The sequence below is a fragment of the Vibrio sp. 10N.261.55.A10 genome, assembly GCF_041470825.1.
Lineage (GTDB): Bacteria > Pseudomonadota > Gammaproteobacteria > Enterobacterales > Vibrionaceae > Vibrio > Vibrio crassostreae_C.
Window position 1 is genome coordinate 49,768 of record NZ_JBFRNC010000021.1, and the last position, 26,782, is coordinate 76,549.

Below are 26,782 nucleotides of genomic sequence, written 5' to 3' on the forward strand. Positions count from 1 at the left end.
ACCTTAAGTGTTTGTAAAAATTAGTTTTATTTCATTGTATATATTGAGAATAATAATATGGAACAACCTTGGTATAAGCAGTTTTGGCCGTGGTTTTTGATCTTCCTAACCGTTGGCGTTTCTATGCTAACATTGGTTCGAGTCGCGATACTTACCAACCATTCAGTTAACGTTGTCACTGAAGATTACTATAAAAAAGGTAAAGGTATTAATGTCGACATTTCGAAAGTAAATGTTGCTAAAGAGCTTGGCTTATCAGCTTCAGTTAGCGAGAAAGGTAACTCAGTTATCATTACTCTCGACAAAGGCAAACTAGACCACTTCCCTGCTATTAGCGCAATGTTCGTGCACCGAACGCTGCCTGACCGTGATTTTACTCAGCTACTGACCGCTGATGCGAGAGGCAACTACACGTTGACTCTGGATCATGAAATGCAAGGTCCATGGTTTATCGAGCTTTCTCCGCATGATTCTGAATGGTTAGTGCAAGGTCGCATGAACTTCCCTATTGATACTCCTACTCAACTAACGAACTAAATCTTATGTGTGAATCCTGTTATCACTGCGGTGAAGATGTACCAGCGGAAACGGATTTTAAAGTAGAAATCTTAGGATCGGTGCGACCTATGTGTTGTCCGGGTTGCGAAACCGTAGCCCAGACAATCGTTGATAGCGGTCTGGTCTCTTACTACCAATATCGTACCGCTCCAGCTGAAAAAGCGGATCTCGTGCCAGAGCAACTTCTGGCACTCAGTCATTACGACAACGAAGATGTTCAATTGGAGTTCGTCCGTAACTCTGAAAACACCTCTGAAGTGACATTGTCACTAGAAGGTGTCTCTTGTGCTGCTTGTGCTTGGCTTATTGAAAAGCAAGTCTCTTCAAAGTTAGGGGTTGTTAGTATTCGTGTTAATACCACGACTAACCGCGCCCTGCTCAGTTGGGACAACACTCAGACGAAACTGAGCGAGCTGTTGTCTGCAATCCATACCTTAGGCTACAAAGCCGCACCTTTTGAGGCTGATCAACAAGAAGCCGCCTATCATCGATCGATGAAGAATTATCTCTATCGTCTTGGCATTGCTGGTTTAGCAACCATGCAGGTCATGATGCTGGCTGTTGCGCTTTATCTTGAAGTCTTTGGTAACCTTGAGCCCGAATTCAAAAGCTACTTCCGTTGGGTGAGCTTAATCTTTGCAACACCGGTTCTGCTCTACTCTGCATTGCCTTTCTATATCAACGCGTGGCGTAGCCTCAAAGGTCGAACATTGGGTATGGATGTACCTGTGTCGATCGCTCTTTTGTTTGCCTACGTTGCAAGTTTGGTCGCAACGGTGACAGAGAAAGGTGAAGTATTCTTCGAATCTATCTCGATGTTTACCTTCTTCCTACTGCTTGGTCGTTTCCTTGAAATGCGCGCTCGTCGTAAAGCCGCCGCTGCTAGTGGTAACCTGCTTAAGCTCGTTCCTGCTATGGCAACAACGTTAGATGGCGAACAAGTTCCAGTCAAAACCTTAAAAGTTGGCGACCAAATTCGCGTTCTACCGGGTGAGCACATTCCTGCCGATGGCAAAGTATTGTCTGGCAGAGTTCATATCGATGAATCGATGCTGACTGGCGAATCTATCCATGTGGTCAAAAACGAAGGCGATACCGTCTTTGCTGGTACATTGAATGGTGATGAATCATTTGAATTGGAAGTAATGACGTCAAAAGCGGATTCGGTTATTTCCAATATCGTTCGCCTGCAAGACGAAGCGCAATTGTCTAAACCCCGCATTGCAGAAATTGCTGATGTTGTGGCTCGATACTTTGTTGCGGTGATCTTAATCATCTCATTCGGTACTTGGTTTTACTGGCACCAAACACGACCAGAAGACGCTTTCTGGATCATGCTTTCGGTATTGGTAGCAACGTGTCCTTGTGCTCTGTCACTGGCAACACCGACGGCGATTACTTGTTCAACGTCTCGCATGGGTAACTTCGGTATTTTGCTGCGCAAAGGCCACGTATTCGAAACCTTGTGCAAAGTGAATCACTTGATCATCGATAAAACAGGTACATTGACTGAGGGTGATATTCGTATCAGCCAAGTTGAAACCTTCGCTGAACTTGATAAAGACACTTGTCTCAAAGTAGCGGCGAGCCTGGAACAACACGCTAACCACCCTATCGCTAAGGCGTTCAAGACTCATCTTTCTGATGAGATCGAAGTAGAGTCAGTTAATAACGTGATTGGTTCAGGTATCACTGGTGAGTGGAATGGCCAAGAAGTTGCGATTGGTAGTAGTGAATTCATTCTAGGTGAAGCTCAACCATCGGAAAGCAACGGCATTTACTTGTCGATGGCGGGTCGTCATATCGCTACATTTACTTATGAAGATCCAATCCGTAAAGAAAGCATCGAGTTTATTAAGCAATTTAAAGAAGCGGGCATCAAAACAACTCTGCTTACTGGCGATTCTTTGATTAACGCGAAGCCTGTTGCTGAAGAGATTGGTATTACTGATATTGTTGCTAACGCGAAACCTGAAGATAAACTTGCTTACCTGAACTCTCGAGATGCAAGTGACATTACCATGATGGTTGGCGATGGCATTAACGATGCCCCTATTCTTGCAGGTGCCCACCTTTCTGTCGCTATGGGCGGCGGTACAGACGTGGCGAAAGCTTCTGCGGATATGGTGTTACTGGGTGATAAGCTCGATAGATTACTTAAGTCGCGTACTTTGGCGTTAAAAACACGTAAGATAATTCGTGAAAACCTAGCTTGGTCATTAGGATATAACTTACTTATCCTTCCATTGGCTGTCGCGGGTTTGGTTGCTCCATACATTGCCGTTGTGGGCATGTCTGCCAGCTCTATTATTGTTGTGTCTAACTCGTTAAGGCTTTTAAAAGAGCAAGGTAAATAATGGAAAGTTTATACATCCTGATCCCCATTGCGATTGTACTGGTGTGCATCGCTGTTGGTATTTTTCTATGGGCGGTGAAGAGCGAACAGTTTGAAGACCTAGAACGTCAAGGTCACAATATACTGTTTGATGAAGACGAAAAGGCTCACAACCATTCTGATAGTAAACCTGTCAAGAATGAGAAAGCTAACAGCGAAAGCCAAACTAACGTAGACAAAAAGAACGATGACGCCTGATTGGATCGGAGCCTTTGTTGTTGGATTGATCGGCGCAGGCCATTGCATGGGAATGTGTGGTGGTATTGCGTCGCTTCTTTCGATTGGCAACAGTAAACCTTCCCCTGTTATTCCCCTACTTTATAACCTAGGGCGCTTGCTAAGTTATGCCGTGATTGGTGGTGTGATTGGCGGTGCAATCTCTTCGATAGGTCAGCTAAGCGATTTTAACGCTCTGCTAGGTTGGCTGCGATTATTTGCAGCTGGCTTTATGATCGTCTTAGGTTTGTATATCGGTAAATGGTGGTTCGGCTTGTTGTTCTTTGAAAAAGTCGGACAGAAGCTATGGCGTTATATCTCTCCTTTAGGTAAATCATTTCTACCCTTGAAGCACCCTAGCCACGCTTTGCCGTTTGGCTTTATTTGGGGTTGGCTACCATGTGGCTTAGTTTACTCAATGCTTACGTGGGCGGCCGTATCAGGAAGTTGGTACAACGGTGCAGGTATTATGCTTGCTTTCGGTTTAGGGACGCTCCCAGCGATGCTGACGGTTGGTATGGGTGCTAATTTCCTCAAGAAACTGCAACAAGCTGACTTATTTCGCCAACTAGGCGCAATTTTAATCCTCATTTACGGTTTCTATACCGGTTATATGGCACTACAGCTCATTATTTATACCGTATAGCCATTCTTTAAATCCGGTTTTTTTACTACCCAACTGGATAAAGGAATGCTAAAATATTGACGTATATCAAATAGTGAAAGATTGTTATGATTTCTGAAAAGCCTGTGACGAAACGCGTTCAGTCTGGTGGCTGTGCGATCCATTGCCAGGATTGTAGTATTAGCCAGCTCTGTATTCCGTTTACTTTGAATGAATCTGAACTCGATCAACTTGATCAGATCATTGAGAGAAAAAAGCCTATTCAAAAAGGCCAAGAGTTATTTAAAGCCGGTGACGAGCTTAAATCTCTATATGCTATTCGCTCTGGAACGATCAAGAGCTACACGATTACCGAGCAAGGTGATGAGCAGATTACTGCATTCCACCTAGCGGGCGATCTTGTTGGCTTCGATGCGATTACTGGTGACCAACACCCTAGTTTTGCACAAGCGCTAGAAACTTCTATGGTATGTGAAATCCCATATGAGATTCTTGATGACCTATCAGGAAAAATGCCTAAATTGCGTCAGCAAATTATGCGCCTGATGAGTAACGAGATTAAAGGTGACCAAGAAATGATTCTGCTTCTTTCTAAGAAGAACGCGGAAGAGCGTCTTGCTGCATTCCTTTACAACCTTTCGACTCGCTTCTCTCAACGTGGCTTCAGCCCGCGTGAGTTCCGCCTAACGATGACTCGTGGCGATATTGGTAACTACCTTGGTTTGACTGTTGAAACAATCAGCCGTCTTCTAGGTCGCTTCCAAAAAGCAGACATCTTGAGCGTTAAAGGCAAATATATCACTATCGAAGATCACGATGCGTTGATGGAACTTGCTGGCGTTTCAAAAGAATAGTCTAGATATCAATGATGTAGTTCAATAATGAGCTACATCATGTTTCTCTCTTAAAACCTCTTATATTTCTCTTAATCTCTCCATAACTACGCTACATTATTTATATGTTCGGTCTGAAAAGTAGGCTTAGTTATGAGTATCTATAACAAAATTTTAGTTGTCGCAGACATTAATCACGATGAGCAGCCTGCTCTAGTTCGTGCTATCCAACTTGCTAAGAAAAGCACCTCAACAAGCCACATCACTTTCTTTTTGTCGATATACGACTTCTCGTATGAAATGACATCTATGCTCTCTATCGATGAAAGAGACGCAATGCGCAAAGGCGTAATTCACCAACGCGAAATTTGGATGAATAAAGTCGCAGAACCTTACCTAGATGATTCTATTGAATTTAATGTACAAGTGGTTTGGCATAACCGCCCGTACGAAGCGATCATCGCTGAGGTTTACAGCGGCGAGCACGACATCTTAATCAAAGGTACGCGTAAACACGATACTTTGGAATCTGTCATCTTCACTCCAACCGATTGGCATCTGTTGAGAAAGTGCCCTAGCCCAGTGCTATTGGTTAAAAACGATTTCTGGCCAGATCACGCGAAGATTTTTGCTTCAGTTCATGTAGGTTCTGAAACAGAAGCTCATTTAGAGCTTAACGATACGATGGTCGACAGATTGCTAGAGATCACCGGTCGTTTGGATGCGGAACCGTTCTTGGTGAATGCCTACCCTGTGACACCTGCGAATATTACCATTGAACTGCCAGAGTTTGATCCAACGTCTTATACCGATGCGGTTCGTGGCCATCACTTAACGGCAATGAAAGCATTGCGCCAGAAGCACGGTATGTGTGAAGAACAAACTGTGGTTGAACAAGGCTTGCCAGAAGATGTTATTCCTCGCGTCGCTTCTGAAAATAACGCTGCGATGGTGATTCTGGGTACAACGGGTCGTACTGGCTTGTCTGCCGTGTTTATTGGTAATACCGCGGAACATGTTATCGATAAGATTAACTGTGATGTGTTGGCTCTTAAACCGTCTGGTTACGTCAGCCCACTAGACCCTAACCTTTCGAAAGGTTAGGTCAGGGATAGTTTAACTTATAAAAAAACGCCTCAAGCATTGCTTGAGGCGTTTTTGTTTGTCTGTTGTAGGCGCATCTATTGCTCTACAACGATTATTCTTATTATACGTTCGTTACGTCGATGAACATTGACTCATCGATGTTAGAAGATGAAATTTCAGCTTCTTCGAATTCGTACGCTTTGCGGTCTTCACTACGGTCTAGTGGAAGGTTCACGAAGTCAAACAGCTCGCGGTCAGCCAGTTGGCTTGGACTTACGTTCTGGATTGACTTGAAGATCTTCTCAACACGACCGGGCGTTTTCTTATCCCAATCAATTAGCATCGCTTTAATGTTCTGACGCTGTAGATTCTCTTGAGAGCCACATAGGTTACAAGGAATGATTGGGAACTCTTTATGTTCTGCGTATTTGATTAGGTCCGTTTCACGACAGTAAGTCAGTGGACGAATAACAACGTTACGACCATCATCTGAACGAAGCTTTGGTGGCATAGCCTTTAAGCGCGCACCGTGGAACATGTTTAGGAACATGGTCTCAACGATGTCGTCTAGGTGGTGACCCAGAGCGATCTTAGTTGCACCAATCTTCTCTGCGAATGAGTACAAAGTACCACGACGAAGACGAGAACATAGGCCACACGTTGTTTTACCTTCTGGCACTTTCTCTTTAACCACTGAATACGTGTCTTTATCTACGATGTAGTAAGGAATGTTCAGCGTTTCAAAGTACTCAGGAAGAATGTGTTCAGGGAACCCAGGTTGTTTTTGATCTAGGTTTACTGCCACAACATCAAATTTGATCGGTGCTGCTTCACGTAAACGTAGCAAAATATCTAACATCGCAAATGAATCTTTACCGCCACTAATACATGCCATTACTACGTCATTCTCTTCGATCATGTTGTAGTCGATGATGGCATTTCCAACATTTCTTCTCAGACGTTTCTGAAGTTTGTTGAATTCAAGTGTTTCTTTTCTATTATCGTTTTGGTTCATTGCGACTCTCACACCGTCGTATTACCGACTGTAGATTGCTAGTGGGACTGTTTTAGGGCGTGGATTATACGGATTTTTATTTGATGTTGAAATAGTAACGGCCGGATAAACAAGCTGAGTAATAGAAAGATTCTGCTTTTATTGTTCGATAAGCGCCTAAACGGCAGAGAAACGCGGCTTCACAAGCTCTCGGTTGGTATCATAGATAAAGAAAAGCAGCCTGATCTTATTCGATGAGGCTGCTTTAAGATATGTCGCAAAAACTTAGGGGGATGATTTCGCTAAGCTTTTACTTCACTAACAATGATTCTGTTAAAAATTATTGCGCGGGAATGTACGGCAATACGCGAACTGTTGGTTCTGGCAACGTGATGCTGTCACTTCCATTCAGTTCTTCTAAGGTGAATTTCGCTCGCCCTTCTTTGATTGGTAGTTGCTTACCATTTGAAAGCTCGATGTTACCTTCCAGCTTATTAGCGAACTCTAGCGTTAACCCTTGGATATCTGGCGTGAACCAACCAGAGAACATGCCGCTGACGTCTTCAAGCATCGCCTGCATCTGTGGCAATAGGTTTTCTATCTGTGCAACTTCTACTGTGCCAGCTAAAGGCTCTTGAGTCATCACAACTAAAGAATACGCACACTCTTGTTCTTTAGTTTGTACAAAGATAAGAGGATTTGCCGAGCGTAGATTTTGATCTACCGGTAGAAGCAGTTCATTGGCTGGAGAGACTTTTAGCTCTTCGTAGTGCTCTTCTTTTTCCATCCAAGCTTTGCTGATGTGACAGGTTTGCTGAGCTTGTTGATCAACAAAGAAGACCGCAACTTTGACATCATCATGCCCTTCTTTGGTGTTGTTTTTCAGCTGAGTATAAAGCTTAGAATACGTGAACATGTATTCTTGCGCTGAAGCAGGAAGAGAAACCCCAAGGCTTAATGAGGCTAATAAAGCGAGTGCTGTCTTTTTCATTATTATAATCTTGTCGAAGTTGAGCGTTTATAAATAGAAAGAGCAGCCAATGAGCTGCTCTTTTTGTGATATTACTGGTATAAGCCGACTATCGAAGGCAACCAAGTTGGTATCAAAATGAGTTACTTTTTCCAGTATACCTCGTTGTGACGGATCATAGCTTGTAAATCAGTCACATAGTCGGAACCTCGCTCAGAATATTTTAACAAGCCATTGGTGAGCTCTGTCGCCGTTGCGGTTGTTAAAAGATCATCACCTTGCGCATCAAGTTTTGCACGAATCACTCTTAGATCGGCGTAAGCACGATTACGATTAAGGTTCATGAAATACCGATGTACGGATTCTTGGCTTGAAGAGAATGTTGCGACTTCATGCGAGCTACCTTCGTTACGTTGTAGCGGAACAAGGCCACAACCTTTGGTGTAACACCAGTGTCCAAAATAGTTATTTGCTTTAGTGGCGAAACGAGATGTACCCCAAGCTGATTCATTGGCCGCCTGAGTTAACACAAGCGCTTCAGGTAGCACGTTTACACGATTCAACATTTCTTTCAGCCAAGCGTCATCTAAGCCCGATGAAGGTACAGGCAGGCTATACAGCTTCCCTAGTCTCTTTGCGTATGACGCGTCTTCAGAGTCAACATTGTTCAACCCCGTCTCTGAAAGCTTGGTTAGAAACGCACGTTCTTTGGTGATTCGCTTGTTTTCGATGTTGATACTTGGGCGAAGATAAGAAAAGAAGGTGTCTTTCTTTTTATTTACATCTTCAATCGCTGCGAAATCTGGCTTATCAGAAGAGACGGTCAAGTCACCAAAGTTTTGCTCGGAGTCTGGAGCCTTTTGCCCCGCTCGCCTGCGCTCTTCTTCTTGTTGGTAAAGCATTGGGCCAACTAACGAGATCGAGCCAACTAAGGCTAATGCTGTCACTTTTAGCGCAAGTGATTTACTTGCGCTTAATTTAGAGTTGTTATGCATCGAATACCTGTGGGTCTTTATTGTTGCTACCGTTGTGGTCGTCGTCGCTCTTTGGTCTGTCTGACGCGATCAGTTTGAGTTTAATGCCAAACATCTCGCGGTAAAGAATCCCTTTCACGTGGAAGAAGAAAGGTAAAACGAAGATAAGGCCAATGCCGTACATCATTGCCGCGACGATGAACATCAGCATTACTAATAGGTAGATAGAAGCAACGGTGAAGATTTTTTTGTTGACAGCACGCAGAGAAAGCAGAAGCGATTGCATTGGTGGTACTTTCTTATCGCAAATCAACAGGATTGAGTGGCTGAATGCAAGTGAGAAGTAAATCGACAGAAACGGCAGAATCATACCTGCGATGCCTTGAAGCATTAGGCTAAACAAAGTCACTAGAATAACCGGAACCGTAAACTGCAAACCTTTACCGATGTGGCGTACTTTGGTTTGTAGGCCAGCGGCGTGGCTCATTGCCATTAAACAGATACCGGCATAGATAGGCGCGCTGATCACTTCATAGCTAAAGTTCGCAATAAAAATCGATTCAACGATTTGTGGCGTGAACGACTCTGGGTCGATAACCGCATCCAAGATAACCGCAGGATCACCAAGCTGTAGTTTTAGTGCGATATAAAAGATAGCGAGCTGCACAAACATCAAAGCAATAATCGCTGGGGAAAACGAAAGAAAGTGACTTATCGTATGTTTCCAAGCTTCTTGGAATACAGCCGTTGCTTTGAGCTCATAATCGCCAGAAAGTGCACGGTTGATACTACCGCCCAAATTAAAATCTTTTTCGATGTCGTTGTTCATATTGATACCTAGGTGTGCCGATTAAGCGAAGCCACCTAACTTATTGATAAAAAATTACCTTCATTATACTCATATGTCGGATACAAACTAAAATATGAATCTGTAACAAGGCTTGCTTTTGCGTCTTAATGGTTAATAATTAGACACTTGTTAGGGTGTAGACCCAGTAAATAACAGTATGGTAAAGGATGTTTACTTTTACCTGCGAAATTTTTTATCTTCGAAAGGTAAAAAATGCTTTGAATTCACGTTTTTGGTGATTATGATGCGCGCCTTAAAGGTGTATAGCAACAGGTCTCAAATAGAACCAAGGTGGAGAAAAACAGACGTTGAACGCTAAAAAATCAGTAGGAAAGCCAGTAGTACAGCTAACTGGCATCAGTAAAAGTTTCGATGGTAAGGAAGTCATCGGCAATCTGGATTTAAACGTAAATCATGGTGAGTTTCTCACGATTTTAGGCCCATCAGGTTGTGGTAAAACAACCGTGCTAAGAATGATTGCGGGTTTTGAAACGGCAGATAGTGGTCAAATACTATTAGCTGAACAAAACGTAACCCAAGTTCCTGCTGAACAAAGGCATGTAAACACTGTATTCCAAAGCTATGCCCTATTCCCGCATATGACCGTTTTCGACAATGTGGCATTTGGCTTACGCATGCAGAAAGTTCCAAACAGCGAGATTGAACCTCGTGTAATGGATGCTTTGAAAATGGTGCGCCTAGAACAAATGGCACAACGAAAGCCACACCAGCTATCTGGTGGTCAACAGCAACGTATCGCAATCGCTCGTGCTGTCGTTAATAAGCCTAAAGTTCTTTTGTTGGATGAATCTCTATCTGCTCTGGATTACAAACTACGTAAACAGATGCAAATCGAGCTGAAACAATTACAACGCCAACTTGGTATCACGTTCATTTTTGTAACGCATGACCAAGAAGAGGCGCTGTCTATGTCTGACCGTATTATTGTTATGCGTGATGGCGTGATTGAACAAGACGGAACACCAAGAGAGATCTACGAAGAGCCTAAGAACCTATTTGTAGCGCGTTTCATTGGTGAAATTAACGTATTCGAAGCGACAGCGAAATCTCGTCAAGATGAAAAACGCATTGTTGCGACAATCGAAGGTGAAGAGTCCATTATCTATCACGATAAAGACGTAACACCGGGTCAAAAACTGCAAGTATTGCTTCGCCCTGAAGATCTTCGAATCGAAGAAATTAAAGAGTCAGAGCAACGCGGTATTGTTGGCCACATTGTCGAGCGAACCTATAAAGGCATGACATTAGATTCAGTCGTAGAACTTGAATCTGGTATGCGTGTCATGGTTAGCGAATTCTTCAACGAAGATGACCCTGATGTTGATCACTCACTGGGCCAAAAAGTTGCAGTAACTTGGGTTGAGAGCTGGGAAGTGGTATTAGAAGATGAGCAAGAAGTTTAATTTACAAAACGCAATTGTTGCTTTAATCACAGGTTGGTTAGTGTTGTTCGTGATGATTCCAAACATCATGATCATTGGTACTAGCTTCTTAACTCGTGATGAAGCGAACTTGATCGAGATGACCTTCACTCTCGATAACTACGTGCGTTTGGCTGACCCGCTGTATTTTAAAGTGTTGATGCACTCTTTCTATATGGCAATTGTCGCAACCCTACTTTGTTTGATTATTGGTTACCCATTCGCTTACATCGTGGCAAAAATGCCGGCGAAGTGGCGTCCAATCATGTTGTTCCTAGTGATAGTACCATTCTGGACGAACTCTTTGATTCGTACATACGGATTAAAAATTGTACTGGGTACGCAAGGTGTCTTGAACAAAAGCTTGTTAGCGTTAGATATCATTGATAAACCGCTACGTATCATGTACTCAGAAACCGCAGTAATGATCGGTTTAGTGTACATCCTACTTCCGTTTATGATTCTGCCGCTGTATTCAGCGATTGAAAAACTGGACGATACGTATTTAGAAGCGGCTAAAGATTTAGGTGCGAACAAACTGCAAACGCTATTGAAAGTGGTACTACCACTAACAATGCCGGGCATTATTGGCGGCTGTTTGTTAGTGCTACTGCCAGCGTTAGGTATGTTCTACATCTCTGACCTATTAGGCGGAGCTAAGAACCTATTGATTGGTAACGTGATTAAGAGCCAAGTGCTCAACGCTCGAGACTGGCCGTTTGGCGCAGCGACGAGTATCGCACTGACCATGGCAATGGCTGTGATGCTGTATGCCTACTACCGAGCAGGTAAGCTATTGAACAAGAAAGTGGAGCTAGACTAATGGGGCGCACAGTTAAGTTCAGCTTTATGGCGCTGGTATACGCCTTTCTATACCTACCTATTATCGTATTGATCGCTAACTCGTTTAATGCCAATAAGTTTGGTATGAAATGGGGTGGCTTCACCACTAAATGGTATGACGCGCTTATTAACAACGACAGCCTAATGCAGGCTGCGTGGCACTCGATCAACGTAGCGGTGTTCTCAGCAACAGCCGCAACGATTGTCGGGAGCCTTACAGCAGTAGCCCTATTCCGTTACCAATTTAAAGGTAAAGGCATCGTAAATGGCATGCTGTTCATCGTAATGATGTCTCCAGATATCGTAATGGCGATTTCGCTTCTTGCGCTATTCTTGGTAATGGGTGTTCAACTTGGGTTCTTTACCCTACTTGCTGCTCACATTACCTTCTGTCTACCGTTTGTTGTAGTAACGGTATACAGTCGCTTGAATGGCTTCGATGTGAAGATGCTAGAAGCAGCAAAAGACTTAGGTGCAAGTGAATGGACGATTCTAAAACAGATCATTCTGCCTCTTGCTAAGCCAGCGGTTGCTGCGGGTTGGTTATTGAGCTTCACTCTGTCTTTGGACGATGTAATCATTAGCTCTTTCGTAACCGGCCCAACGTATGAAATCTTACCACTGAAGATTTACTCAATGGTTAAAGTGGGTATCTCTCCTGAGGTAAACGCCCTAGCAACAGTAATGTTAGTGGTGTCGTTAATACTGGTGATCATTTCTCAGTCATTAGCGAGAGAAAAAATCAAGTAAGTCTCCTACTCTATATAGAGACTGGCTTGATTAAGAAGTTAAGAGACTTCAAGTTCAAAAAAAATGTTAATCATAAACAGAATGGTAAATTGCCATTCTGTTTTTCTATCTACTGCCTTCGGGCAACGTTTAGTTTGGAGCTAACGTCAATGAAAAAATGGGCTACTCTATTAGCTGGTAGTGCATGTGCGCTTTCAATGTTATCTGCACCATCATTTGCAAAAGATAACAAAGAATTGGTATTCATGAATTGGGGACCTTACATCAACAGTGAGATTCTAGAACAGTTCACTGATGAAACTGGTATCAAGGTGATCTACTCGACTTACGAGTCGAACGAAACCCTGTACGCAAAGCTAAAAACACACAACAAAGGCTATGACCTAGTTGTGCCGTCGACTTACTTCGTATCTAAGATGCGTGACGAAGGTATGCTACAAAAGATCGACAAAACTAAGCTGAACAACTTCAAGAATCTAGATACTAACTATCTAGATAAGCCGTACGACCCAAGCAACGACTACTCTATTCCACACGTAGTTGCGATCACAGGTCTTGCTGTTAACACTGACATGTACGATCCAGAAGATTTCCAAAGCTGGGCTGATCTATGGAAGCCAGAGCTTGAAGGTCAACTGATGATGATGGACGACACTCGTGAAGTGTTCCACATCGCACTGCGTAAGTTAGGTTACTCTGGTAACACAACCAACGAAAAAGAGATCGACGAAGCGTACGCTGAGCTACAAAAGCTTATGCCAAACGTTCTAGTATTTAACTCAGACAACCCAGGCGCGCCTTACATGTCTGGTGAAGTGGGTCTTGGTATGCTGTGGAACGGTTCTGCTGCTGCAGCGCAAAACGAAGGTCTACCAATCAAACTGGTTTTCCCTAAAGAAGGCGGTATCGGTTGGGTTGATAACTTTGCGATTAGCTCTGGTGCGGTAAACGTAGAAGCAGCTCATAAGATGATTGATTTCCTACTTCGCCCTGAAATTGCTGAGCAAATTTCTCGTGACACAGGCTACCTAACGGCCGTTAAAGCGTCTAACGAGAAGTTCAAAGATAGCCCTGCGCTATTCCCATCGCAAGAAGACCTTGATCGTGTTGAATGGCAAGCTGCGGTTGGCGATAAGACAGTGAAGTACGAAGATTACTTCATGAAACTTAGAGCAGGTCAGTAATTTAGCTTATTATCTAACTGTGGCTAAGTAACCAGTTTACTTAACAGGTCAACGTAGATAATCAATAAGTTAAAAATAAGAATATCAATGAATAGGCAGCTTAGGCTGCCTATTTTATTATATCGCTGCTATAATATAGCGCGATTTTTCGAAATCCTTTACCTTGGGTTCACTACCCAGCTCCAAATCAAACAAATGAACGGAACAGTAATGAAAAAAACACTGTATACCGGCGCATTGTGTGCTGCTACTTTACTTTCTACACCCTCTTTCGCAGCTGACCAAGAACTGTATTTTTACAACTGGTCTGAATATATTCCAAATGAAGTACTAGAAGACTTCACAGAAGAGACGGGCATTAAAGTCTACTACTCAACTTATGAGTCTAACGAAAGCATGTACGCTAAGTTAAAAACTCAAGGTACGGGTTACGACTTAGTGGTTCCTTCTACTTACTTCGTTTCTAAGATGCGTAAAGAAGGCATGCTTCAAGAGCTTGATAAAACCAAGCTAAGCCACTTTGCAGATTTGGATCCAAATTACTTAGATAAGCCATTTGACCCAAATAACAACTACTCAATCCCATACATCTGGGGTGCGACGGGTATTGGTATCAACTCAGACATGCTAGACAAGTCTTCAGTTAAAAACTGGGGCGATCTGTGGGATACGCAGTGGGAAGGTCAACTGATGATGATGGATGACTCTCGTGAGGTTTTCCATATCGCTCTATCTAAACTGGGCTACTCTCCAAACACGACTAACCCTGAAGAAATCAAAGAAGCCTACGAAGAACTTCGTAAGCTAATGCCAAACGTATTGGTATTTAACTCAGATTTCCCAGCGAACCCTTACCTAGCAGGTGAAGTGTCTCTTGGTATGCTTTGGAATGGTTCTGCTTACATGGCACGCCAAGAAGGCGCAACGATTGACATTATCTGGCCAGAAAAAGGCGCTATCTTTTGGATGGACAGCCTAGCAATTCCAGCAGGCGCTAAGAACACTGAAGCGGCTCATAAGATGATCGACTTCCTTCTTCGCCCAGAGAACGCTGCGAAAATTGCTCTAGAGATCGGTTACCCGACACCAGTTAAAACCGCTTACCCTCTTCTTCCTAAAGAATTTGCTGAAGACAAGAACGTTTTCCCACCACAATCAGTGATGGATAACGGTGTGTGGCAAGATGAAGTTGGTGAAGCGAGCGTTATTTATGACGAGTACTTCCAAAAACTTAAAGTAAACAACTAAGTTATTGTTAGTTAAGAAGTTAAGTAAATAAAGCGGCGTAAGCCGCTTTATTTTTTCAGATTCAGAAACTGATGTGTGTTATTAAAGACAAGGCTTAGGCCGTTAAAGAACCTTTCTCTGTACATAATAACTCGCCAACCAGTTTAGGCACCTCGATACTCGCCTTGCCGTAGCGCTTCTCTTCAAATTCACTTTCAACCGCACTTGGTTCGAGGTTTATCTCGATAGTATGTGCACCATGCATTTTCGCATCGTGAACAAAGCCTGCCGCTGGATAAACAACACCTGAAGTTCCGATAGAGATAAACAGATCCGCTTCTTCCAGTGCGGAATAAATGTCGCCCATTCTTAGTGGCATTTCGCCAAACCAAACAATATGTGGACGCATTTGTGCAGGGATTTGGCAGCAATGACAAAGTTCACCCGTTTCAATATCGCCTTTGTGCTCTACAACTTGATTGGATTCACTGCAACGCGCTTTTAAAAGTTCACCATGCATGTGAATAATGTTGTTGCTACCGCCTCTCTCGTGCAAATTGTCGATGTTTTGAGTAATGATGGTAACTTTGCCATCAAGCTTGTCTTCTAGCTCTCCTAGCGCCTTGTGGGCTGAATTGGGCTGAATGCTCTCACTTTGCAGGCCGTGACGACGCTTGTTATAGAAGGCTTGTACCAAGTCAGGATCTTTTGCGAACCCTTCAGGCGTCGCTACATCTTCGATTTTGTGGTTTTCCCATAGCCCGTCTTGTGCTCGGAATGTTTGTATCCCCGACTCTGCAGAGATGCCAGCGCCAGTAAGAATTACGATATTTCGATATGGGAAATGCATATAACGTCCTTTTAGATATGTCACTTTGTAACAGCTTAGCACTGTTCAAATTCCAACAATAGTTTTGGGGATTAGACCATAGTCTTAGGCAACTGAATTCATTGGCTATTTGTGACATAACTCGCTTGATAGTTGTGGTTGTTGTTACTCAAATTCTCTGTTTTGCTATCCATAGAAACAAAAAAGCGACCGAAGCCGCTTAGTTCTGTTCAACAGTTGTCTACTTGATGTGCTTTACCCCACCAAGTGAACAACGTTAGTCTTCGTTGATAGAAGAGATCTTATGGATAGAAAGATCCGCACCGTTGAATTCATCTTCTTCACTTAAGCGTAGGCCTGTTAGTTTGCTCAACACACCGTATACGATTAACGCGCCGACGAAAGCAACAGCAACACCTGCGACTGTACCAATCAACTGAGAAGCAAAGCTCACGCCGCCTAGACCCCAGAAAGCTTGTTGGCCGAAGATACCAGCAGCAACGCCACCCCAGGCACCACATACGCCGTGTAGAGGCCATACACCCAGTACATCATCGATCTGTGTTTTGTTTTGCATATAAGTAAATAGGTAAACAAACAGCGCACCTGCCACACCGCCCGTCACCAAAGCGCCAAGTGGGTGCATCAAATCTGAGCCCGCACAGATAGCGACGAGACCAGCCAAAGGACCATTGTGGATGAAGCCCGGGTCATTTTTACCTGCAATTAGAGCCGCAAGAATACCGCCAACCATGGCCATGAGTGAGTTCATTGCCACTAGGCCGCTGATGCCGTTGATTGCTTGAGCTGACATCACGTTAAAGCCAAACCAACCGACACATAAGATCCAAGAGCCTAGTGCTAAGAATGGGATATTCGATGGCGCGAAGTTGGTGTGTTTGCCTGCACGGATTCGACCTTTACGCATCCCTAAGAAGTAAACCGCAACCAAAGCAATCCAACCACCTACGCCGTGAACCACTACAGAGCCTGCGAAGTCATGGAACCCATAACCAAACTGGCCTTCTAGCCAATCTTGGAATCCAAAGTTGCCGTTCCAAATGATGCCTTCAAAAAATGGATAGATGAAACCAACCGTAAACAGTGTCGCAATCAAAATTGGGTAGAAACGTGCACGCTCTGCGATACCACCTGAAACGATCGCTGGGATTGCCGCAGCGAATGTCATTAGGAAGAAGAACTTAACCAGTTCATATCCGTTGCCTTGCGAAAGTGTTTCTGCGTCTGCAAAAAAGTGTGCACCGTAAGCAACCCAGTAACCGATAAAGAAGTAAGCAATGGCGGAGACACCAAAATCCGACAGGATCTTAACGAGCGCGTTTACTTGGTTCTTCTTTCGAACGGTACCGACTTCTAGAAAAGCAAAGCCAGCGTGCATCAAGAAAACCATGATGGCACCGAGTAATAGGAATAAAGTATCTGAACTTTGGGTAAGGGTTTGTACTGCACTATGAACTTGAGTCACCGTTTCACTCATTAAAGCATTCTCCTTCGCTTTATCTGATTTGCACTGATATCGTGCGATTCAATGTTGTAATTAATTAAAGACTCAACAGTGAACGCAAGATGCGTTCCAAGTGTGAAGGGTAATTTTCGTGCAACAGGTTTTACTTTTAAATTATTGATTAATAGCGCATAAATTTATTAGTGCACTTTCTTGGTTCTTAATAAGCGTAAAAATTGAAACAAGAATTGCACCAATTAAGGGAGTTGCACCATATTGAAGCGGTCAATACCATGCTTCATTCAGTTTTGTTGCTGATTAGAAACAAAAAGCCCAATGACCGAAATCATTGGGCTTTCAAAAGGACTATTGTGCTAGATAATTCGCTATCTAGTAAGTCTATGCTCGACTACAAGTTTGGACCTGTTGTCGGGTTTTGCGGTAGGTTTTGACTTAAACGCTGCATACCTTGATACATACGAATAAACCAAACCACAATCGCAACACCACCAAACAACATGCCGACATACGGGATGTAGTAAGCGATGTCATCGATAATGTGGTTTTGATACCAGTAATCGTTAACACCGATCAACACGCCATTAGAGGTCGCTACTGTCACGATAAGTACAACAAAGAACGTCAAGTTCAAGAAGAACGAGCGAATCAAGCCGTAGTAATGGGTATCCACTACTTCGCCGTCTTCACCTTTATCTAAACGATAGCCCGCGTAGATGATGGCAACCACACCAGAGAGAAGACAAGTAAATGGCGTAAAGCAGCTTAGTATGTAAGCGACCCAAATACCTTTATGAGGTTTGTTCATTCTTATTCACCCCTTCCGTTTTCTCTGTTGCTGCGTTAGCGCTTTGTTCAACGCCGTTTTTCTCTTGTTCCATCACTTCTTTGTACCAAAGATCATGGTGCTCTTTAGCCCAAGTCTCATCAACTTCGCCTGTTACCATGCCTTCTAGTGCCCCTTCCATACCGAACAAGCCGATGTAGATGTGGAACACGAAACCACAGATAAGGATCAAAGCAGCCAACATGTGGACTAGGTTTGAGAGCTCCATATCTCGACGGGTTTGACCGAAGATTGGGAAGTCTAAAACCAAGCCACTGATCGCAGCCACACTACCCATAACAATCAATAGCCAGAACAGTGCTTTTTCACCCGCGTTCGAAAACTCTGCAGATGGATGAGAACCTTTATGTTTCCCGACCATACCACCCAGTTTCATGAACCACTGTACATCGACCATCTTGAAAATAGACTTGCGCCACCACTTGATGAGAACAGCCATCAACAGCACATAGAAAATCGGGCCGATGTAGTTGTGGTATTGCTTCGCCAATAGAACGATGAAGCCCCAAAGGTCTGTTGGAATGTACGGCTTCAAGAAGTGCTTACCGTAAACCAACATCAAACCACTGAACGCCAGTGTTAAGAAGGTAAACGCCATACTCCAGTGCAAGGCACGGTCTAGTCGAGACCAACGTTTGATCTTACGGCCTGTTCTTGGCGCGCTTAGCATTAGCGGGCCAATCACAACGTACATCAAAGTCACGAAAGCAATACTGCCAAAGATAGCGACGGCACCGGCTGGTGACATCCACTTCTCTTTCAATATGTACCACGTTTGACCTGGAGTACTGATCAACACACCATGCTCAGCTGATTGAGATGTGGTGTAACCTTCCTCACCGTTTCTCACTTGTCGCCAAAAATCGGCGCCAGCAAGTTGTGTGATTTCTCGTTGAGCAGAGCTCGATTGAGTTTGTGATGAGTTCGTCTCAGATGCATGACTCATAGGAGAAAGCATTGTTAGTGCTGCCAACATTGGCAGCACTACAAGGAAGAGACGCTTAAACATTGTAAGCATATGTCTCTCCTACTTAGCTCTTAGTCGCATCGTAAGAAAGGTCGTTGCCGTCTGTCCAACCTGCACCTTTCGCACCACGTTCAACAACACGCTGACGGAAAACATCAGAAACTTTCTCTGCGTCACCCGCTAGCAGTGCCTTAGTTGAACAAAGCGAAGCACACATTGGCAGTTTGCCTTCAGCAATACGGTTCGCACCGTATTTTTGACGCTCTTCAACAGAACCTGGCTCTGTTTCTGGGCCGCCAGCACAGAAGGTACACTTGTCCATCTTACCGCGCTCACCAAACGCTTCCTGTTTAGGGAATTGAGGTGCGCCAAACGGACAAGCAAACAAGCAGTAACCACAACCAATACATAGGTCTTTATTGTGAAGTACGATGCCGTCTTCTGTATGTTCAAAACAGTCTGCAGGACAAACTGCCATACATGGCGCATCAGTACAGTGCATACACGCTACTGAGATAGAGTTTTCACCTGGTTCGCCATCGTTCAGTGTCACAACGCGACGACGTTGAATACCCCATTCCAGAGCATCATCATTTTCATTCTTACATGCAGTGACACAACCGTTACATTCGATACAACGCTTGGTGTCACAAAGAAATTTCATTCTAGCCATTTTAAGACTCCTTACGCTTTACGAATATTACAAAGGGTTACTTTCGTTTCCTGCATCAAGGTGACAGGGTCGTAACCGTATGTGGTTGCTGTGTTAGCAGCTTCACCAATAACGTAAGGATCAGTGCCTTCTGGGTATTTAGAACGCAAATCTTCGCCTTGGAACTTACCACCGAAGTGGAATGGGATGAATGCCAGACCCGGTTTCACACGACGTGTAACCATCGCTTTCACCTTAATACGGCCCTTCTCTGCACCCTCAACCCAAACATCGTCACCGTCTTTAAAGCCGATGTCGTTTGCATCTTTCGGGTTCACTTCAACAAACATCTCTTGCTGTAGTTCTGCTAGCCAAGGGTTAGAACGGGTTTCTTCACCACCACCTTCGTACTCAACCAAACGACCAGAGGTCAGGATAATCGGGTATTCGCCAGATTTGTCTTGCTCTTGAATCGACTTGTAAAGCGTAGGAACACGGAAGATAGCTTCTTTGTCGTCCCACGTTGGGTAATCAGCAACTAGGTCGCGACGTGGCGTGTAAAGTGGCTCACGGTGCAGTGGTACACGGTCTGGGAATGTCCAAACAATCGCACGTGCTTTCGCATTACCAAATGGGATACAGCCGTGTTTAATTGCCACACGTTGGATACCACCTGAAACGTCAGTCTTCCAGTTTTTGCCTTCAGCAGCCGCTTTCTCTTCTGCAGTTAGATCATCCCACCAACCCAGTTGTTTCAGTAGTTTGTCACTGAACTCTGGGTAGCCGTCTTTGATCTCACAGCCTTTCGAGTAGCTGTCTTCTGCCAGTAGGCTTTGACCTTCAAACTCAACACCAAAACGAGTACGGAAGTTACCACCACCTTCAGCAACCGTCTTAGACGTATCGTAAAGGATGTGTGTACCCGGATGTTTCATCTCTGGTGTGCCCCAACATGGCCAAGGTAGACCGTAAGTCTCGCCATTTGCTGGACCGCCTTCTGCTTCTAGAGACGTTTTGTGGAATGTGTGCCAATTCTGTTGGTGCTCTTTCAAACGCTCAGGGCTTTGGCCTGTGTAGCCGATTGTCCACATACCTTTGTTGAATTCACGTGTAATATCTTCAATCAGTGGTTGGTTGTTCTCAACACGGATGTTTTTGAACAGCTGATCAGAGAAACCAAGCTTCTTAGAAAGCAGGTACATGATTTCGTGGTCAGGTTTAGATTCGAATAGAGGATCAACAACCTTGTCACGCCACTGTAGAGAACGGTTTGACGCCGTTACACTGCCGTAGGTTTCAAACTGAGTCGTTGCTGGTAGCAGGTAAACGCCGTCGGTACGATCATTCATTACCGCTGCAACCGTTGGGTATGGGTCAACAATAACCATCATATCCAGCTTCTGCATCGCTTTTTTCATCTCTGGACCACGAGTCTGAGAGTTCACCGCGTGACCCCAGTAGAACATGGCACGGATGTTTTCGCGTTGGCGAATCTTGTCTTTGTCTTCAAGTACGCCATCAACCCAACGAGATACAGGAATACCTGCACTGTTCATTGGTTTTTGACCGCCGTATGCGTTGTCGTCGAAACGGCCTTTCACCCAGTCAAAGTCGATATCCCAAACTTTTGACCAGTGACGCCAAGAACCTTCAGACAAGCCGTAGTAGCCTGGAAGTGTGTCTGACAGTACGCCAAGGTCAGTTGCGCCCTGTACGTTATCGTGACCACGGAAGATGTTTGCACCGCCGCCTGATTTACCGATGTTACCTAGCGCAAGCTCAAGTACACAGTAAGCGCGTGTGTTGTTGTTACCAGTCGTGTGCTGAGTACCACCCATACACCAAACGATACAACCCGGACGGTTTTCAGAAAGTAGTTTCGCGGTGTGGTATACGTCTTTTTCACTAACACCAGTTACGCGTTCAACTTCTGCTGGGTTCCACTTCGCGACTTCTTCACGGATCTCGTCCATGCCGAATACACGTTGTTTAATGAACTCTTTGTCTTCCCATTGGTTTGCAAAGACGTGCCATAACACACCCCAGATAAACGCAACGTCAGAACCTGGACGAAGAGAAACGTAGTGATCTGATTTCGCAGCAGTACGCGTACGACGAGGATCCGCAACAACGATCTTACAGTTGTTCTTCTCTTTCGCGATCAAGATGTGTTGCATCGCTACTGGGTGAGCTTCTGCTGGGTTTGAACCAATGAACAGCATCGATTTACAGTTGTGCATGTCATTGAACGAGTTTGTCATTGCACCGTAACCCCAAGTGTTCGCAACACCGGCTACTGTGGTTGAGTGACAAATACGTGCTTGGTGGTCAACGTTGTTGGTGCCCCAAAGCGAAGCCATCTTACGGAATGCATAAGCTTGCTCGTTACTGTGTTTCGCACTACCTAGGAAGTAAACTGAATCAGGGCCAGACTCTTTACGAAGTTCTAGCGCTTTGTTACCGATCTCTTCAATCGCTTGTTCCCAAGAAAGCTTCTTCCACTTACCGCCTTCCAATTTCATTGGGTACTTAAGACGACGTTCACCGTGGCCGTGCTCACGAAGTGCTGCACCTTTCGCACAGTGTCCACCAGCGTTGAATGGGTGATCGAATGCAGGCTCTTGACCTGTCCATACGCCATTTTGAACTTCAGCGTAGATACCACAACCCACAGAACAGTGAGAACAGATAGTACGTTTCACTTCTGTTTTCGCTTCTGGATCGACTGATTTAGCCTGTGCTTTCTTCATCATACCTGGTGCAAATAGACTTGCGCCTACCACTGCGCCACCAGCAGCTAATGAAGTGTTTTTCATGAAGGCACGTCGAGACACACCTAGCTGATTGGTTTCTTTGCTCACACTATCGGAGCGTTTGACAAGTTTCATCCGTTATCTCCTAAAGTGTGTCGTAGTAATCGCGAATGTGTTGCGTCTCACGATACCCTGTCTTCTTCACGTCTTCTTTCGAAATTTCAACAGTTTCTGAAGCGGTTGCCACTTTAGTTGTACCAGCGACAACGGCACCAGCAACGGCTGCAGTCGTCAAGCCTTTGAGTAGATCCCTACGGCTTGTATTTATATCTTTATTATCTTTCATCATTGCTTCCTTACCTTACGGTAGATCTTTTTTTGGAGGCTTAATGCCCCTCTATCGATATAATCGCGTACTGCTCGATTACTCGTAATCAGTGACGTTTTTCACATCAATCTTTAATTTGTGCTTACTGCTTTTTGTATTCACGCTAAAACGCACTTGTTCTAACGTTAAGAATGCTTCACACAGTTGAGCGGCCGATTTGTAGAAGTTCGCGCTTTCTGCCCCTTCAAGCTGACGCGTGAAAGAGTTAAACCAAGGGCCAAGGTGCTTATTGAATACCGCCTGTTGCAGTGCTTCTTCTTCAGCCGTTAGCATCGCCATCACTTCACACAGTGCTGCGATATGATCTTCCGGCTCTTTCACTTGATCGTCACGCTCAATGCCTAAAAGCTCTAAGTCATGACGAATCTCTGCCAATGGTTTTTCCATCATGGCGCCAGTGCGATGCCAAGAACCAAATGGAACGACTTCTCCACGCCCAATACCGATGAACAAATCTTGATATTCGTCTTCAAGAGCTTCACGGTTTGATTCTGTTGCCGCTTGTTGAATGGCAATCCAAGCCTTTTGCATTGCGCTTTCAGACGCTTCAATATCGAGTGTTTTTAGAAAGTCGATCACCTCTTCAGAAGGTGCGCTGCGAAACAGTGCGGATAGAACCAAATAGATCTCAGTTCTTAGTGTCTGTTCTTGTGCCTGATCCAAATTCGTTTCCAAGGCTAACTCCTAGTATTTCAATTGTTTCAATGGGTCTTGAGCCATTGAATCGAACATATCCACCACACGGCAGTCTTCACACATAGCAATACGATTAATCGCTGCTTCATCTGAAAAGTGAGAGTGACCGCGTAACTTGTTCTGTAACATGTCAATCATAGACTGAGGTGCGAATGGTTTATGGCAACGTACACATTCCGCAGCTTTCTCTTCATGAATCACAACTGCTTTTTGACGTTCTTCTTTTACCCAGTTCATACGAGGCGTAAGAGTCAGAACATTTTCAGGACATGCCTTTTCACACAAGCCACATTGAATACAGTCTTGTTCTACAAATTTAAGTGATGGAGAAGCCCCGTCGGTATGAAGCGCACGTGTCGGACACACAGCCACACAGCTCATACATAACGTACAATCTTTGCTATCACACGAAACGTTGCCGTAAGGTGCGTTTGACGGAAGCTCAACAATATTTTCAACAGGAATACGAGCTGAAGACATCGCATCAAGTGCTGTAAATAGACGTTGGCGCTTGTTGCCTTGAAGATCGCCAAGTGCAAGGTCGAATGAATCCACACAAAGTGTTGGAGGACATTCACGTAGAGATTCTAAGTACAGAATATCGATGGTTTCTTTTGGAATACCGATTTGATCTAGTAGTTCTTGAGCAATCCCTACTTCGTTATTCAGAACACGAATGATCGTTTCTGGCATAAAGCGAGATGCGGCAAACAGAACCTGAGTTGCGCCATTAACTAAAGCTGCAAACCAAGTATCGATACCAATAGATGGCAGTTCTTCTACGACAATTGGAATCACGTTATCTGGTAGCGCCTTAAGTGCCATCACGTTATAGGTTTCATGACGCGAGCTACAGATAAGCACTATGGGATCCAGACCGCCCGCTTGCTCATAGTTCGCTAGCGTACGTTCAATAAACTTTTGAGTGTCGTCAGGGTTTGGAAGCGCATAGGTAATCGCTTCTGTCGGACAGCTCGTTGCACAAGTACCCACGCCTTGACATAGGTAAGGGTTAATCTCGATCTTATGACCCGTCTTATCTGAGCCTTCACTTGAAAGTGCACCAGCAGGACAAGCATCAACACAACGCTCACAACCTTTAACACCACGAGAACTGTGTGCACATAGGTCTGTGTCCAAACGGAAGAACTTAGGCTTATCAAACGTGCCCATTAACGTAGGAATTTCTTCTAACGCTTCAGCCAGTTTTGGATAACCACGACCTACTGGGTAATAACCAGGAACAGGCACTTCTTCAGTCATGCAGCTATTCAGACATAAGTCCAAAACCACATCAAAACAGTCATGATTGATTGCTACTTTTGCAAGGTTATTGGTTCGGCCTTTGTTTTCGATTAGAACTTCGAACGTACCAAGGAACCCTGAAACCTGAACAGCATTTGCGTAGTAAAGCTCTGACTCAGTATTCGTCGCCTTCACACCATCTGTCGAAAGCAGTGTTAGGCTTGTTAACTGAGGTAATTGAGCCGCAGCACTTTCAATGATCGCAGTTGGACCAATAACAAGTGTATTACCGCCGCTTTCGTAGCTAACAGTAGGTGGAATCAGATTTGTTAACTCAACTGTATTTTCAAATGCATACAGTCTTGCTTTAGCGTTATTTGAATTTGCTTGTTCTAATAATTGTTTAAGCATTGCTCAGTTCCATCTTTGGACATGGATAATCTGTTCAACCTTTATTGTAGTAAGCGAGAGAGAACTTGCTGAGTAATCCGTTAACAACTAACCCTTTAGCCAGTGTGTCGTTCGTCAGACCGTGAACTCGTCTATCTACAAAAAAGTTGATAATGAACGTTATTTTGCAAATGCCATGCCAATTTAATATGCCTTATATTTCAGTGATTTAATCCTATATAACGTTTATTGTGCGTATAAAAAAACCGCTTGGGACATTTTGTCGCAAGCGGTTCATTGAGTGTTTAGTCAAAATGTACCTATTCTTTGTGTGGTATATTTTGTCCCACCTCTTTAAGGTCTGCTTCGTCTGACATTGTAGCGTTATTATCCGATACTGTGTTTTTACACAGTTCTTTTTCTTGTTCGGTTATTTCGGCACTTTCTGACGTTTCAAGTTTATTATCAGATACCTCAAGATCGCTTTCAGAATTTTCTAAAACTTCACCTTCGTCTTTATTATCAATGATTTGCTCTTCTTCTGGCGCAGTTTCTTCTTCCGTTTTGTCTTTAACCCAATCACGCAAGGTTTCCGCAACCCCTTCAGAAAGAGACTTCAAATTACTGTAATCGTCGTCGTAATCATCTAAACCATCACGAACGTTGAATTCTTCTGAGAGGAATAATTTACGCAATGCCGCTTTTTTTACGCTTTCTGAAGCTTCTGACACCAATAATTGAGCAACAGACAAGTCTTCAGTCGTTTCTGATGCTATCTCCTGAGAGTCAATAGTTTGAGAATCGACAGCGTGTTCTGGAGACTCTTTTTCCAAAGTTCCACGTTCTAGTGACTCCGATGTTTCTGCGTCTATAGATGAAGCAGCAGACGAAGCCTCAGTGGAAGTAAGCTCAGTTTCCTCAAGCGTTTGTTGCGCTTCTAAAGGTTGGTCGGTTGATTCATCAAGCTTTCGTTGAGACCAACGGCTAAAAAAGTTAGTTGCCATTTGATCGACCCGCGCCTTTACGTTTCTTACGTCTTGCTTCTAATAACTCGCCATGACGACCGATGAATGCTTCCATCCAAGCTTGTACAGGCAATGGCATGTCGTAAGACAATACTTGGTTATCTCCGTCCATGTATTGGCCTGCGACTGTTTGTGATGCTGTCAGTAATTGAATAATAGGTTTACCGGAGTCAACATTATCCATAACTAAGAATAGCTTAGGTTGCTGAGAGCTTAGATTGAAGCGGTAGTCGGTACGTTCGTCTTTGTGCAACTGAAGCAAACATACGTCTGGGGTTTCATGTTCAGGTGATAATTCAAAACCGATGAGTTCCCATTGAGTTGTTACCCAAATGCCAGTTTTGATCTCTTTCTCTATTCTTTGGACACCGATTGGCCAAGCTGCTTCTGTTTTTTCATATTGTTCTTTGAATTCTTTTATCTCAGACATACTTCACCCAATTGATTTTCTTTGGTCTGAATGCACTTAGGACATTTTGTACTGTGCGCAATCATATACACCCCATAAAGCAATAAACACGCCAATACATTTTAAGTCCTGCTCCGTCTTTAGTGCGTTT

At 44.0% G+C, this 26,782-nt stretch carries 26 protein-coding genes; 11 read left to right on the plus strand and 15 right to left on the minus strand.

Annotated features, from left to right (window positions below; all coding sequences use genetic code 11):
• The first annotated feature begins 57 nt into the window (after positions 1-57).
• The 6 genes from AB4274_RS05885 to uspE all read left to right on the plus strand — a co-directional run bounded on the left by AB4274_RS05885 (position 58) and on the right by uspE (position 5,731).
• Positions 58-537 (plus strand): FixH family protein, encoded by a 480-nt coding sequence (locus tag AB4274_RS05885; RefSeq protein WP_017059641.1) that lies wholly within the window; start codon positions 58-60, stop codon positions 535-537.
• 5 nt (positions 538-542) lie between these two features.
• On the plus strand, positions 543-2,915 hold the full coding sequence (locus AB4274_RS05890) for a heavy metal translocating P-type ATPase metal-binding domain-containing protein (protein WP_029235846.1): 2,373 nt from the start codon (positions 543-545) through the stop codon (positions 2,913-2,915).
• Entirely contained in the window at positions 2,915-3,151 is a 237-nt protein-coding gene (gene ccoS, locus AB4274_RS05895; protein WP_017059639.1) for a cbb3-type cytochrome oxidase assembly protein CcoS, read from the plus strand. Before AB4274_RS05890 ends, ccoS begins: the two co-directional genes overlap by 1 nt.
• Positions 3,141-3,815 carry a sulfite exporter TauE/SafE family protein gene (locus AB4274_RS05900; protein ID WP_017070548.1) on the plus strand — a complete coding sequence of 225 codons (675 nt, stop codon included), beginning with the start codon at positions 3,141-3,143 and terminating at the stop codon, positions 3,813-3,815. Before ccoS ends, AB4274_RS05900 begins: the two co-directional genes overlap by 11 nt.
• A gap of 86 nt (positions 3,816-3,901) precedes the next feature.
• Positions 3,902-4,648: an FNR family transcription factor gene (locus tag AB4274_RS05905; RefSeq protein WP_017059637.1), complete on the plus strand. Its 747-nt coding sequence runs from the start codon at positions 3,902-3,904 to the stop codon at positions 4,646-4,648.
• Positions 4,649-4,780: 132 nt separating this feature from the next.
• Entirely contained in the window at positions 4,781-5,731 is a 951-nt protein-coding gene (gene uspE, locus AB4274_RS05910) for a universal stress protein UspE (RefSeq protein ID WP_017070547.1), read from the plus strand.
• A gap of 103 nt (positions 5,732-5,834) precedes the next feature.
• Here uspE and ttcA read toward each other — a convergent pair whose 3' ends face one another.
• The 4 genes from ttcA to AB4274_RS05930 all read right to left on the minus strand — a co-directional run bounded on the left by ttcA (position 5,835) and on the right by AB4274_RS05930 (position 9,480).
• Positions 5,835-6,728: a tRNA 2-thiocytidine(32) synthetase TtcA gene (gene ttcA, locus AB4274_RS05915; protein WP_017059635.1), complete on the minus strand. Its 894-nt coding sequence runs from the start codon at positions 6,726-6,728 to the stop codon at positions 5,835-5,837.
• Between the two features lie 319 nt (positions 6,729-7,047).
• On the minus strand, positions 7,048-7,698 hold the full coding sequence (locus AB4274_RS05920) for a DUF2987 domain-containing protein (protein WP_372111315.1): 651 nt from the start codon (positions 7,696-7,698) through the stop codon (positions 7,048-7,050).
• 122 nt (positions 7,699-7,820) lie between these two features.
• The gene (locus AB4274_RS05925; RefSeq protein ID WP_372111318.1) at positions 7,821-8,672 is read right to left on the minus strand and encodes a glucosaminidase domain-containing protein; all 852 of its coding nucleotides are present in this window, start codon (positions 8,670-8,672) and stop codon (positions 7,821-7,823) included.
• Complete coding sequence (locus AB4274_RS05930) at positions 8,665-9,480, minus strand: membrane protein (protein ID WP_017063864.1); 816 nt, start codon at positions 9,478-9,480, stop codon at positions 8,665-8,667. Before AB4274_RS05930 ends, AB4274_RS05925 begins: the two co-directional genes overlap by 8 nt.
• Before the next feature lie 329 nt (positions 9,481-9,809).
• Between AB4274_RS05930 and potA the strand changes: the two genes are divergently transcribed.
• The 5 genes from potA (at position 9,810) to AB4274_RS05955 (ending at position 14,968) form a co-directional block, all read left to right on the plus strand.
• On the plus strand, positions 9,810-10,925 hold the full coding sequence (potA, locus tag AB4274_RS05935) for a spermidine/putrescine ABC transporter ATP-binding protein PotA (RefSeq protein ID WP_017059631.1): 1,116 nt from the start codon (positions 9,810-9,812) through the stop codon (positions 10,923-10,925).
• Positions 10,909-11,766, plus strand: a complete 858-nt coding sequence (gene potB, locus AB4274_RS05940) for a spermidine/putrescine ABC transporter permease PotB (RefSeq protein WP_017059630.1) — start codon at positions 10,909-10,911, stop codon at positions 11,764-11,766. Before potA ends, potB begins: the two co-directional genes overlap by 17 nt.
• Complete coding sequence (gene potC / locus AB4274_RS05945; protein ID WP_017059629.1) at positions 11,766-12,536, plus strand: spermidine/putrescine ABC transporter permease PotC; 771 nt, start codon at positions 11,766-11,768, stop codon at positions 12,534-12,536. Before potB ends, potC begins: the two co-directional genes overlap by 1 nt.
• A 149-nt stretch (positions 12,537-12,685) precedes the next feature.
• A complete protein-coding gene (locus AB4274_RS05950) occupies positions 12,686-13,720 on the plus strand; it encodes an extracellular solute-binding protein (RefSeq protein ID WP_050653492.1) in 1,035 nt (344 codons plus the stop codon).
• A gap of 210 nt (positions 13,721-13,930) precedes the next feature.
• Positions 13,931-14,968, plus strand: a complete 1,038-nt coding sequence (locus AB4274_RS05955) for an extracellular solute-binding protein (protein ID WP_017059627.1) — start codon at positions 13,931-13,933, stop codon at positions 14,966-14,968.
• Between the two features lie 94 nt (positions 14,969-15,062).
• On the opposite strand, the gene cobB is transcribed toward AB4274_RS05955, so the two are convergent.
• The 11 genes from cobB to AB4274_RS06010 all read right to left on the minus strand — a co-directional run bounded on the left by cobB (position 15,063) and on the right by AB4274_RS06010 (position 26,652).
• Positions 15,063-15,797 carry a Sir2 family NAD+-dependent deacetylase gene (cobB, locus tag AB4274_RS05960; protein WP_017063867.1) on the minus strand — a complete coding sequence of 245 codons (735 nt, stop codon included), beginning with the start codon at positions 15,795-15,797 and terminating at the stop codon, positions 15,063-15,065.
• 256 nt (positions 15,798-16,053) lie between these two features.
• Entirely contained in the window at positions 16,054-17,274 is a 1,221-nt protein-coding gene (locus AB4274_RS05965) for an ammonium transporter (protein ID WP_102427718.1), read from the minus strand.
• A gap of 376 nt (positions 17,275-17,650) precedes the next feature.
• On the minus strand, positions 17,651-18,067 hold the full coding sequence (locus AB4274_RS05970; protein WP_017059624.1) for a hypothetical protein: 417 nt from the start codon (positions 18,065-18,067) through the stop codon (positions 17,651-17,653).
• A complete protein-coding gene (locus AB4274_RS05975; protein ID WP_017068194.1) occupies positions 18,051-19,124 on the minus strand; it encodes a formate dehydrogenase subunit gamma in 1,074 nt (357 codons plus the stop codon). The genes AB4274_RS05970 and AB4274_RS05975 overlap by 17 nt, the downstream gene beginning before the upstream one ends.
• A gap of 13 nt (positions 19,125-19,137) precedes the next feature.
• Positions 19,138-19,746, minus strand: coding sequence for a formate dehydrogenase FDH3 subunit beta (gene fdh3B / locus AB4274_RS05980; protein ID WP_004742271.1), 609 nt, complete (start codon positions 19,744-19,746; stop codon positions 19,138-19,140).
• An 11-nt stretch (positions 19,747-19,757) separates the two neighbouring features.
• Positions 19,758-22,613: a formate dehydrogenase subunit alpha gene (locus AB4274_RS05985; protein ID WP_017063869.1), complete on the minus strand. Its 2,856-nt coding sequence runs from the start codon at positions 22,611-22,613 to the stop codon at positions 19,758-19,760.
• A gap of 10 nt (positions 22,614-22,623) precedes the next feature.
• Positions 22,624-22,824: a twin-arginine translocation signal domain-containing protein gene (locus tag AB4274_RS05990; protein ID WP_008217926.1), complete on the minus strand. Its 201-nt coding sequence runs from the start codon at positions 22,822-22,824 to the stop codon at positions 22,624-22,626.
• Positions 22,825-22,902: 78 nt separating this feature from the next.
• Positions 22,903-23,541 carry a molecular chaperone gene (locus AB4274_RS05995; protein ID WP_017059621.1) on the minus strand — a complete coding sequence of 213 codons (639 nt, stop codon included), beginning with the start codon at positions 23,539-23,541 and terminating at the stop codon, positions 22,903-22,905.
• Between the two features lie 9 nt (positions 23,542-23,550).
• Entirely contained in the window at positions 23,551-25,218 is a 1,668-nt protein-coding gene (locus AB4274_RS06000; protein ID WP_372111321.1) for a 4Fe-4S dicluster domain-containing protein, read from the minus strand.
• Between the two features lie 299 nt (positions 25,219-25,517).
• A complete protein-coding gene (locus tag AB4274_RS06005) occupies positions 25,518-26,201 on the minus strand; it encodes a DUF3306 domain-containing protein (protein WP_372111323.1) in 684 nt (227 codons plus the stop codon).
• Positions 26,191-26,652, minus strand: a complete 462-nt coding sequence (locus AB4274_RS06010) for a DUF3305 domain-containing protein (protein ID WP_017059618.1) — start codon at positions 26,650-26,652, stop codon at positions 26,191-26,193. Before AB4274_RS06010 ends, AB4274_RS06005 begins: the two co-directional genes overlap by 11 nt.
• Positions 26,653-26,782: the final 130 nt, after the last annotated feature.